Source organism: Chitinophaga sp. CF418 (assembly GCF_900142925.1).
Classification (GTDB): Bacteria; Bacteroidota; Bacteroidia; order Chitinophagales; family Chitinophagaceae; genus Chitinophaga.
This window is the reverse complement of sequence record NZ_FRCN01000024.1, coordinates 1-12,822: the sequence shown is the minus strand read 5'-3', so window position 1 is coordinate 12,822 and position 12,822 is coordinate 1. Positions and strand designations below refer to the sequence as shown.

Sequence of the window (12,822 nt, the reverse complement as noted above, 5' to 3'; positions counted from 1 at the left end):
CTTCAGAAGATTAATAAAGAGGCTTATTACTATGGTCAGCAGATCAATGAGTACAAATCTGTACTGAAAGATAAAAAGAAAGCGGAGGCCAAGGCGATGGAGCTGCTGAAAAAAATGCCCGCCTATAATGATTTTCTCCGTAAAAACTCCCAGATAGCCAGTTTATTTAACCTTGGCGCTGCCGGGAATAATACTGCACAAAGCCTGGAGGGCTTGCAGACCCGTACACAGGTGGAGCAAATGATACAGCAACGACTGGGGAATGACCCGGGCGCCAGACAGGCGGTAAGTCAGCAGATGGATCAGGCGAAGTCACAGTTGAATGAGCTGAAGAACAAATTCCCGGATCTGGACAATGCAGGAGACATGCCGGATTTTAAGCCGAATCCTATGAAGACTAAGAGCTTCCTTCAACGATTGGAGTTTGGTGGAAATATTCAGTTCCAGAAGTCCAGCCGTTATTTTCCTACGACTAGTGATATAGCTGGTCAGGTGGGTTATAAGTTTCACAAAAATGGGACTGCTGGTATTGGCGCGTCTTATAAACTGGGAATGGGGACGGGATGGAATGATATAGCGATCAGTCACCAGGGCGTGGGGCTGCGGTCTTTTGTTGACTGGAAGCTGAAAGGGACGTTTTTTGTGAATGGAGGCTTTGAGCAGAATTATGTATCGACTATTACTCATGCGGATCAGTTGAAAGATTGGAGTGGCTGGCAGGGGAGTGCGTTGCTGGGGATTAGCAAGAAATATAAGGTGAGCGCGAAAATGAAGGGGAATATTATGGTGCTGTATGATTTTTTAGCGAAGAGGAATATGCCTTCGACGAGCCCGATTAAATTGAGAATAGGATATAATTTTTAAATAAAAGAAGATGAAATTTTTTCTATTAACTGCTTTATGTGCTCTTACTGCTATCATTTCACATGGTCAGAACTTAGAATCTGTAGTAAGTGCTGGTAACTATACAACAAAGAATGTCTGGATTGGGATGGCTCCGGATGCTTCAGTAACGGAGAATGGTCTGAATTTATCCGGTAAGCTGAAACTAATAAGCTACAGCACTGCCTATACGACTGGTACAGATGCAAATCAGCCGACAATATATAGAAGCGGCACAAGAGCAGGAGCATATCCTTTTAATAATTATGATAATCTGATATTCCAGGCTGGAATACAAAACAGAGATATTCTATTTGTCACAGGAGCGACACCAAGCCCCAAAATGATTGTAACGGGAGCGGGTAGTGTCGGTATTGGAACGCTGACTCCGGGTACATATATGCTGGCTGTTGAAGGTACGATAGGTGCACGGAAGGTCAAGGTAACACAATCAGCATGGGCGGACTTTGTATTTGAACCAGCGTATAAATTGCCATCGTTGGCAGAATTGGAGGCATATATTAAGGCGAATAAGCATCTGCCGGATGTGCCATCTGCAGAAGAAGTTTCGAAAGAAGGAATTGATGTAGGGGAGATGAATAAGATTTTGTTGCAGCAGATAGAGGAGTTGACGCTGCATTTGATAGAGCAGGACAAATCTATCAAGGACCAGAAAGCCCAGATACAAGCGTTGAATGAAAAGATTGAGCGATTGATTTCTAAATAATATTTATATACTGGTGTTTTTGAGCTTGAATTTTTTTGGAATTAATTGTCGGCGCGTAATAAATGGCGCATGTTTGCTACATATGAAGAAGATAATATTCGCCATAATAGTTCTCTCGTTTACGAGAGTGAATATAACGGTGGCCCAGGAAAAAAATCCAGTTATACCATTGCCGCCTAATGCTGCCGAATTATTTAAATATAACAGTATACCGGTGTCGCCAATGACGGGAGTTCCCGATATCAGCTATCCTATATATGAAATCAACACAGGGAAAATAAAACTCCCTGTTACTTTAAGCTATCACGCGTCTGGCATTAAAGTCAGTCAACGTGCTACCTGGGTGGGATTAGGATGGTCATTAATGCCTGGGGCCAACATTTCCCGAGCAGTGCGGGGAATTGAAGATGAAAAAGAGACTTATGGATGGTTTAACCACCATTCCTCAGTTGATACATTGGGGCTGATTAAGGACTACTGGACCATGAATGCCTGGTATACTAACAGTCCGGACCGTCAACCTGATTTTTTTAGCTACAATATACCTGGCAAATCAGGCAAGTTTATTTTTTCACGAGAGAGTGGTTCTTTTTTAAATTTCCCATATCAGCCGGTTCAGATAAAGAGAATTTCGGATGCCAACAATTTTGAGATTACAGACGATGACGGTACCAAATACATCTTCGGGCAAACGCAGTCTGTCACTGACGACAATTTCGGCATAAGGACAAACGTACAATCATGGTTTCTGACACAGATAATATCAAATGACAGCCAGGATACTGTTTTTCTTAAGTACAATGATAACAGCGTTTCAGGCAGTGATTTATCTGAAATGAGTACAGCATCTTCTACGGTAGTGTTCAACTCGCGAGATGATGTATATAACGGAGACATGCAAAAAGGGGCGGTGGAGACAGCGGGTTCGTCGGTAATCTATAGTCCGGCAATGCTTAGTGAAATTCTATTTCGTCAGGGGAAGGTTACCTTTTATTCAAAGGGAGTGAGAAATGATCAGGGTACTTCATTGGATAGTGTAGTTGTTTACACTAAGGAGGGCAGTGCTTACAAGCGTTTAAAGAAGGTCAGTTTCCAATATGGCTATTTTTTTAGCGGAAGTCAATTTCCGTCAGCTAGCGATTACCGTTTGAAGTTACTCTCTTTCAGTAAAGAAGGTATATCAGGTGAACAACCCGAGATGTATAAATTTGAGTATAACAGCATACAACCTCCCAGTGCATATTCTTTTTCAGTGGATTATTTTGGATTTTATAACGGCGCGATTAATGGTGATCTTATGCCTAATATACTGCCGGTACAGGAGAATCTAAAGACGTTCGGTACTCTTGGTTATGCTAATCGGGAGCCATCGACCGCATATATGATGGCAGGTATGCTAGAGAAAATAATCTATCCGACAGGGGGATATAGCATTTTGAGTTATGAACCTAATCAATGGATTACTAGTCAGGTGTCAGACAAAGAGGTTACTTTAGGTTCTTTTCAAATGATGGGAAAAGGTGTTACTGCATACGCCTGGGATAGCACTTCATTTACAGTAACTTCTCCCTTAAACTCTTCAACTCATCCGGCAACGGTCAGGATTACCTTGACTCCGTATTCTCCTAACGCCAAAGATGTAGCTCAAAAAGTCACTTTAAGGGATGTAACAGAGGGAAGAGACTTACAGGTATGGACTTCTGATCTTTATCCGGATTACCAGAATCCCCATACAATTGAACAGAATTATCAATTTGATGTAACGCATATATACAGGATAATTGGCGTAATCAATGACGTGTCCACCACAAAAATTACCGTTGGTGTTGTCGCAACAATGCCGGATACTTCAACACTTATAAAATCGGGTGGTGGCATAAGAGTTAATAGCGTTTCCTCCTATAATATTGATAACTCTCTTCAAAAAGAGGATAGGTATACTTACGGCATTAATGAGGATGGTATTGGATATATGCCTGTCACCGGTGACGATATTATATATAATAGCTATTCTGCTATGTCATTTCTTTACTTTAAGACAGATCCTATCGGATGTGCGTATGCTCATGGAGTGAGAATTACGTATACAGCTAATAATTCCTATCCGACCGTTAATTTCCAGGGATCTCCCGTTATTTATTCATCCGTTACCCGTTATGAAATGGGCAATGGTAAGCCTAATGGGAAAACGCTGTTACAATATGAAATGCCCAAGGATTATATAAGCCTGCCAGCACCTGGTTCTATTGGAGGAAAAGAAATTATCGATAATTCGATGTCTGACGTAAATCTTCAGTCGGAACATATTTACAGAGCAAATGTGGATGGCAGTTATACCTTATTAAAGCAAACAATCAATAACTATACGGCGATTACTACTCCTGCAGTAAGCGCAGCTATCATGTGGCACAGGTATATGGTTGAAGGTGGTTGGTGTCCTGCGCCTCTGCTTGATGAATTCGGGTATATGACATTTAGTATTAAAACAGGAGGAAGCAGAATAGGTAGTACGGAGGAGACTATCTTTGATGAAAACGGGAATATTCAGAAAAATACAGTTTTATACGAATATAACAAGCTTGGTTACCCGAAGACCATTAAAAGAACTAATAGCAGGAATGATACATTATCGGCTGTAATGTATTTCCCTGGAGAGCATGCCTCAACGGTTAGCGATGCCGCTGTGCTAACTAGGATGGTGAAACGAAATATGGTTCGTCAGCCTTACTGGCAGGGAAGTTATTCAAAGAATATCCTGCTAAAGTATAACCGAACACTGTTCAGCGATCAGTGGAGTGCTAATGACAGCCTGATCATGCCAAAGGCAGATAGTATATGGAGTTTGGGCAGTACACAACCGGAGCTTGCTGTGGCTTATCAGGGGTATGATAAATACGGCAATATTCTGCAGTTGACTGAGCGAAATGGAATTACCAGTAGCTATAGCTGGAATGCAAATAATTCTTATCCTGTATCTCAGACAATTGGAGCCGCGAGTGCTTCTGTATTATATGATGGATTTGAGGATGCTGGCAGCTGGACTGGCGTTGTCCGAGATAATGGACAAGCCCGGACCGGGGGCTATGCAGGATTGATCACAAATACAGGTTCTTATGTTAATCCGCGTTGGACAAGTATATCATTGACGGCAGCAACGAAATTTAAGTATTCCGGTTGGGTCTATAGTAATGGCCCTGGTGCGATTATTAATCTGCTGATGAAACGTAGCGGGGAGACAGGAGCATATTCATATATAGACAATATTTCTGTTTCGCAGTCAGGTAAATGGATATATGTTGAAAAGGAGTATTTAGTACCGGCAGATGTTAAGAGCATGAGTATAAGATTAGATAATAATGGAACCGGAAAGGTTTGGTTTGACGATATCAAGCTGCGCCCGTCTTTATCTCAGATGAACAGTTTTACTTATCTGCCTTTGATAGGGGTGACCAGCAAGTCAGACGATCAGAATCATATGTTGAAATATGAATATGATGGCCTGGGTAGATTGAAAGTGATCAGGGACCAGGATGGAAATGTCCTGAAACAAATCGATTACCAGTATCAGGCGCCTCTCACTAAATAACAGCGTACCTATGAAGTTTATAAAATATGCGATATATACAGGCGCATTGGGAGCAACTTTGCTTTGCTCTGATGAGGCCTTTGCTCAAAGTAACAAACCAGGTGGAACGCGCGGCTCTGCAACGGCAGTATCCGTTCGGGCAGCCTACAATACTACCTCGATCAATTATGTCCGGACCTGGGAGCCAGATAAGCCTTTGACAGATACAGCTGCAGTTACATCAACCAGCAGGCTGGTAAGGGAAGTGAAACAGACTACCCAGTATATTGATGGTTTGGGTCGTCCAATACAGACAGTTTCGAAGGGAACCAGTAGTGGAGGAAAGGATGTGGTGGTGCCCGTAATATATGATAGTTATGGAAGAGTGCAGTATAAATATCTTCCTTATGTACAGCAATCCGGGAATCTGAATGATGGGAAGTTTAAAACTGATCCTTTTAATGCACAGAAAGTATTTTATCAGAACGGGGTGCTTAACCCGGGAGTTGTGGGTGAAAATATTTACTACAGTCAGGAGGAGTTTGAGCAATCGCCACTTAATAGACCACTTAAATCCTACGCGCCGGGCAACAGTTGGGTTAGTCACCCTGTAGAGATGCGGTATCAGGTTAATACTGTTGCTGATTCCGTGAGGTTGTGGAATATCGGGACAGGGATACCGACGAGCACAGGTAGTTATGCCGCTGGCCAGTTACAAAAGAATGTGACTGTTGACGAACAAGGAAGCCAGGTGGTTGAGTATAAGGACAAGCAAGGACAGGTTGTATTAAAAAAGGTGCAGATAGCTGCTACTCCTGGTACAGGACATGTAGGCTGGTTATGTACGTACTACGTGTACGACGATTTTGGAAGCCTTCGCTTTGTTATACCGCCATTGGCTGTAGAGGCTATAAAAGGTCCCTGGACAATAAGTACTGCTATCGCTGATGAGTTGTGTTTCCAGTATCAATACGATGCACGGCAACGCATCGTGGTGAAAAAGGTACCAGGTGCCGGGAGAGTATTTATGGTGTATGATGTGCGGGATAGGCTTGTATTTACTCAGGACTCCGTTCAGCGGACGAAATCTCCGATGGAATGGCTGGTAACTTTCTACGATGAGTTGAACCGTCCAACTATGACGGCTATCTATAAGGGTACATCTACCAGGGATGCTTTGCAGGCAAGTATGAATTCGGCAACGACTTCACAGTCTATTTCTTATGTAGCGCCGGCAGAAGCCGATCTGGCCGTTTATAATCATGATGGCAGCAGCTCGTATACGGCAACTAATAGTGTGACCATCTTCGACGGATTTGATTCCGGCGTCGGTGGCGCAACAGAGGTAAAGGTCGATCCCGCTGCAGCAGGAGATACGATGCTTATAACTGCCAGTAATCCACTGCCTAATATACTTGCTTCGGCCTTAACGCCGCTTACCTATACATTTTACGACGAGTATAACTATACCGGTAAGCTGGCTGTCGTTGGTACGGATACAGGGAAGTTACAGGCTGCTGATACATTATATCTGGAGAAATTACCAGTGAGTAATATGACTAAAGGGCTGGTGACTGGATCTAAAGTACGGGTACTGGGAACAGAGAAATGGTTGACAACTACGACGTATTATAATGATAAAGGACGTGCGATACAAGTCATAAGTGAGAATAACCTGGGAGGGAAGGACGTATTGACAAGCCTGTATAATTTCAAGGGAGCTATCCTGGCTACTTATCTTCGTCATCAGAATCCGCAAAGTGCTACTTTGCAAAGCACCTTGCTGACAAGCATGACCTATGATCATGGAAGCAGATTGCTTTCGATCAGGAAGCGATTGAATGATGATGTCAGCCAGGAAAAGCTAATAGTGGCAAATAGTTATGATGAGCTGGGGCAATTGAAGCTTAAACGTCTGGGAGTAACCACTTCCGGAAGTGTGCTAGACAGCCTGAATTACACTTATAATATCCGTGGCTGGCTACAGGGGATCAACAAAAACTTTGTAAATAGCGGCAATAGTACTACCAACTGGTTCGGTCAGGAATTAAGTTATGACTATGGGTTTGATTCCAGCCAGTATAATGGTAATATCTCGGGTGTTAAATGGAAGACGCGTGCGGATAGTGCCTGGGCTTATGGCTATAGTTATGATAAGGCTAATCGTCTGGCAGGGGCATACTTTACCCAAAAAAATGGGGGTAGTTGGGCACAGGATAAGAAAGACTTTACCGTTAGCAACCTGACCTATGACGCCAATGGCAATATTAAATCCATGTGGCAGAAAGGGATGATTGGAACAAAGATCGATACGATAGACAGGTTAGCTTATACCTATTTAGCTAATAGCAATAAACTTGCAGCCGTATTAGATCCTAATCCTGCCAAGACTGCATCAGCCAAGCTGGGAGATTTCATTGATGGTACTAATAGTGGAAATGACTATTTCTATGATGGAAATGGTAATATGGTAGCGGATTCTAATAAGCATATCAGTTCTATTGTCTACAATCACCTGAATCTGCCTTCGGTGATTAGCATTGCAGGCAAGGGGACAATTACTTATCAATATGATGCTACAGGGAATAAACTGTCCAAGACAGTTTTAGACAACACTGGCAGTCCTTCAAAAACAACTGTGACAGATTATGCAGGAGCGTTTGTTTATACGCAAGATAGCCTTGAGCTGATAAGTCATGAAGAGGGGCGTATCCGTCCGGTATACAAAACGGGTGATTCTATACGTTATGCGTATGACTATTTTGAGAAAGATCATCTGGGGAATGTTAGAACTGTTCTGACAGATCAGACTGATTTTACCATGTATGCGGCGACAATGGAGACTGAGGCGGCAGCTCAGGAAACAGCGTTATTTAGTAATATAGAAGAAACCCGTGCGGAGAAACCATCTGGCTATCCGGAGGGTCAGACTACAGAAGAAAACAAGTCCGTCGCCAAACTGAATGCAAAGGAGGGCGGAAAGAAGATCGGTCCTTCGCTGGTATTACGTGTAATGGCGGGGGATACCGTACAGATCAAGGCACGGGCATTCTATAAGTCCCAGGGACCGACAGATAATAGTGCAAAGGCTCCTGTGGAGGATATACTGGCAGGTTTAGTAGAGGCGTTTGGTGGGAGTGGAGGTGAGAAGGGATCGCATGCTTCGGAGGTAGTATCTAACAATACTCCTTTTAATGCTGATTTTTATAATAATAATTATCAGCGTTTGAAGGAGAAGGATAAGGAAAATAGTCAGCCGGATCGTCCGAAGGCTTATTTAAACTTTGTTTTATTCGATGATGATTTTAAATTAGTGGAGGATAATAGTGGGGTGAGGCAGGTGAAGGCGAATCCTGATGAGCTGCAGGAATTGGGCGTGGAGAAAATGGCGGTGGAGAAGAGTGGATTTTTATATGTTTATACTAGTAATGAAAGTCAACAGGATGTGTTCTTTGATAATGTTGTTTTGGGTGTGAATAGTGGGCCATTGTTGGAGGAGACGCATTATTATCCATATGGGCTGACAATGGAGGGGATTTCTACTAATGCACTGAACGGAACAAATTATGCAGCGAATAAAGTTAAGTATAATGGGAAAGAGCAACAGAGCAAAGAGTTCGGCGACGGAGGGTTAGATTTGTATGACTATGGAGCTAGGATGTACGATTATCAAATCGGGAGGTGGCAGGTAGTAGATCCCTATGTGGATAAATATAGTTCACATAGTCCATATAAGTATGCCTTTGACAATCCGGTTTTGGTCTTAGACGCAGATGGACGCGATAATGTAATTTATTTACAGGTATTGAATAGCGCTAATCTAACCTTTGAGCAAAAACAAGCAATTGTTAAAAAGGCTAATGAGACGTTTGCTAAAATGAAGTTAAATACGCAGGTTCGTCTGTTCGCTGGAAGCAAAATTGATATGAAAAAATTGGATGCGACTGACGCTGTAGCTGTTATTGGTTTAAGGAATGATGTGATAAAAACAGTTAAGCAGTTGGACAAGCAATTTGGAGACGAATTAGAAGATGATAAAAAATGGGGTACAGGCGAAAAACCAGAAACCAGTGAGAATCCTTCTGTTAATCTCAATAATAATGTGATTGCGATTGAATCAAAGGGCGTCGCCGCCTTTGGTGAAACTATGAAAGCCAGCGATATGGAGGAGGCGGCCGCGACTTCTATTGTCCACGGGGCTGGGCATAATGCGGGGCTCAACCATGGGGGAGATGTCTACAGAGTTGCTGCATTGGAATACATTCCTATTCCAGCAAATAGTATTATGACGGGGGCGCCCGATCTGTATCGTCAGATTGTTCTTGAAAGAAGCCCCACAAGAAGCTTTAAAAAACTGCAGGATTTTGTAAATAGCCCTGATAACAAACAGGGTATTATTCATCAGAAATATATTGACAGATTTGGGCAGAATACTCCTTCACCGAAATTGCCAGTATTTCCATTACCAAAGTAGTAGTATATGATTAGAGCTACATTAGTTTTGATAGTCTTTTGTGTCTCCTGTACCGGATCGACAGAGCTCGGGAATAAGGTTATTTTATATTCCGACACTACAGACGTAAAAGTAGAAACCATAATGCCCAACGACTGGAAAAAATATGATGTGCCGAATTTCGGTGAGGATAATATTCTGTTACTTTCTGCCTATGGTAACAAAGACACCAGCCAACAACTCGTTGTAGACGTGCGTAAATCTATTGAGAAGCAAAATTTAAAGGGGTTGATAGAAAGTGAATTGACGGATATTAGGTCGGCTGATACAGGCGTTCATTTAATGGAGTTGAAAGTAATAGATTCAACAATGCCATATCAACTGGCATTTTTTGACTATTATACCAAGGGATATGATTATACCTACTATTCGGAAAGTATTGTGTTCCAGAAAGGTGAGCGTGTTTTTAGTATCGAGATTTCATCAAAGGGAGATGAAAAAACATTTAGACGCCTGACAAATTTGATAAGGGAGCATCTTAGATATTGATTGTACAGCTTATAAGTTTTCCAATAGCTGTCCGATAAATAAGCTCAAACATCAGCGCACATAAATTTGCTCACAATTTTGGTTTTGTTGTTTCTATCAAGAAATTATTATTGAGCGACTGGAAATACATGAAACTATTAGGACTTGTCCCAAGATATTTTGGACTTGATTAAGGGATGTCTCAAAAATACTTGAGACATCCTTTCTACTACATATGTGTACAATTCTCCTTATGCCTTTTCCGAAAGTCATGTTACGACACATATAGAGTTAGAAGGATTGGAGAAGTTTTCCATTCACGGTGGTAATAATAAGCCGCAGGTTATTTACGGTCCTTTTGTCAATAGACGGGCGTTGCAGGCGTATTATGATACCTATAAGACGACAACTAATAAAGGTATTCAATATACGGGTGATTTTGGGAGAACCGCATCGAGTCCAAGAATTATCCAAAACTTTATTAGTTGACTTGAAAAGGGGGGGAACGCTAATAGTGAGTATTTAGGTGGCGTTAGAGCAGTAGTACTCCATAGAACAGCATCTTCCACAACAGAAAGTGTTTTTAGTGCTTTTGCAAATGGTCGTAATGGTGTACAGTATGGAACTCATTTTGTCATAGGTAAGGACGGTCAAGTTTGGCAAACGGCTCATTTAGACCAAATGACATGGCATGTTGGCGAGGTTAAAGATAAGAGCTATCCGACGAACTCTAATTCTATTGGCATTGAGGTTGTTGGCGCCTTTAACGATGAGACGGAAGAGTGGGAGCCAGTAACTCCTGAACAGATTATTTCTACAGCCTGGTTGACAAATAATCTTTTAAATCGATATGGTTTGGGATTCGATGATATATACTCGCACGATCAGATTTCAAAAAAGGAGCCAGGAGAAGGAACTATTGTACGTCAAGCCATCAGCCCATACTTAGTATATCCTTTGGATGAAAACGACTCCGACTGGTGGCATAAATTTATACATTCAATACAAAACATGATTAAATCGCCTGTTAAAAATCTTTTACTCTTACTTTCACTAGTAAGTCTTCAGTGCACTAACTCACACGATCATTCGAGTGAGATTGAGTCAGATTCTATCTCAAGATCTTCAGTGGGATCAAGTAGTGGCAATGTTGATACCTCTATGCACGTAAGTGCAGCACACATACGTGATACAAGTGTTGTCATTAATGACACAACTTCAATCTTAATTAAATCAATGGAAAAGGTTACAGGAATAAATGGCAAAGGTGAGCCAATTATTTCCAAGTGCAAGGATTGGACACTAGATTCTGCATCAATAGTTAAAATGATCAGAAACTCTTATCCGATAAATTCACATGACTTCATGTATTTATATAATGTACTTGAGTGTGAATTGACAGGGAAAATCGCAATTAATAATGTTCCTTATAAGATTGTGATAAATGCTGGTTCATATTTCAAATTATTTGGCAATGACACAACCTATATTTTCGGCTGCAGCAGTGAAAATTGCAAACAATTCTTTCTAAAGCAAGGGGGAGATCCCGAGAGAGATCTGGGAGCTTATTAATGTATCAATTTTATTTTTCATCTGGCATGATCTCCAATATGGCAGCTCGTTGCGCCAGAAGACCTTAGAACGAGAACAAATACCAAGAGATAGAAATGTTATGTATGATGCCAATGACGTTCTGTTCTTCCGAAATGCACCATATCCTTCGCAAGATCGTTTGGGTCGACCTTTGAATCAAATACATGATTTAATTGCAGCACCTAGTAATCAGGGATTAATCAAGGAATATTACCTCCAGCGATTTGGTAATCATATCGCAGTTCCTAATCCGGCACTATTAAAACAGTAAAATGGTAAAATATATTATTCTTTTATTTGCAGTGATATTGCAGGACCGTAAAGAAGCCGAATTTCAAAAAATAACGCTGTTCGATGGTAGATTAGTTTTTACAATTCCAAAGAATATGAAGGAAGACAGAGCGGCAACCTATTTTCGGGATAACTTTAAATATAGCAAGTACTTTCTGACTAAAGATTCAACTCTTGAAGTCCAAATGAAAGTTCACTATGAGCAATATATTCAGTTGCGCTCATATATGAAATCGGAAAAAGAAGAATTGCTATTTAGAGCTAGTGGTATAGACAAAAAAATCACTAAAGAGGAGGTTCGTTTCACTAAGAAGAGAACGGTATTGCTTATATCTTGTGAATTTACTCGTCCGGGTACCAGATTAGAAAAATATATTGCAAAGCGTGTGGTGTTTAATACATCTGCAGGACTTGTTGGTTTAAATATGTTTTATGGCTACAATACGAAGGAAGAAAAAGTGGTGGGCGATCACGTCTTTGAAAGAATTATTGAAGGTATTGAGATGAGATAGGAAGTGGTGGGAATAGCAGTCTCTGAGCTCGTTGTTATCATTAATTACGAACAAAGGAATAACCCTGTTGATACCTATCGTACTGATACGGCAGTTGCAGCCCGGGATAGCAGTTCTATGAAAGCACCAGAATTACCTGCGAAATATTTATCCCAGGTAAAGCATAAGTCAATGCGTGTGGAACAGCAGGTAAATAAGCGTGCTGACAAGGCATTGAGCCGTTTACTTAAACAGGAAAAGAAAATGAAGGCCCGCCTGTGGAAGGTCGATT

5 protein-coding genes and 2 pseudogenes are annotated in these 12,822 nt (G+C 41.4%); all 7 read left to right on the top strand.

Translation table 11 applies throughout. The features are described from left to right. Positions 1 to 864 (top strand): annotated as a pseudogene (locus F3I09_RS33905) (hypothetical protein); the annotation flags it as partial. A gap of 10 nt (positions 865 to 874) precedes the next feature. Further along, entirely contained in the window at positions 875 to 1,609 is a 735-nt protein-coding gene (locus F3I09_RS33900) for a hypothetical protein (protein ID WP_149699493.1), read from the top strand. A gap of 82 nt (positions 1,610 to 1,691) precedes the next feature. Continuing rightward, complete coding sequence (locus tag F3I09_RS33895; RefSeq protein ID WP_223233473.1) at positions 1,692 to 5,195, top strand: hypothetical protein; 3,504 nt, start codon at positions 1,692 to 1,694, stop codon at positions 5,193 to 5,195. Positions 5,196 to 5,205: 10 nt separating this feature from the next. Beyond that, on the top strand, positions 5,206 to 9,648 hold the full coding sequence (locus tag F3I09_RS33890) for a DUF6443 domain-containing protein (protein ID WP_149699492.1): 4,443 nt from the start codon (positions 5,206 to 5,208) through the stop codon (positions 9,646 to 9,648). A 6-nt stretch (positions 9,649 to 9,654) separates the two neighbouring features. After that, entirely contained in the window at positions 9,655 to 10,176 is a 522-nt protein-coding gene (locus tag F3I09_RS33885) for a hypothetical protein (protein WP_149699491.1), read from the top strand. A gap of 522 nt (positions 10,177 to 10,698) precedes the next feature. Further along, a pseudogene (locus F3I09_RS33880) lies at positions 10,699 to 11,727 on the top strand (N-acetylmuramoyl-L-alanine amidase); the annotation flags it as partial. Between the two features lie 293 nt (positions 11,728 to 12,020). Then, a complete protein-coding gene (locus F3I09_RS33875; protein WP_149699489.1) occupies positions 12,021 to 12,551 on the top strand; it encodes a hypothetical protein in 531 nt (176 codons plus the stop codon). Positions 12,552 to 12,822: the final 271 nt, after the last annotated feature.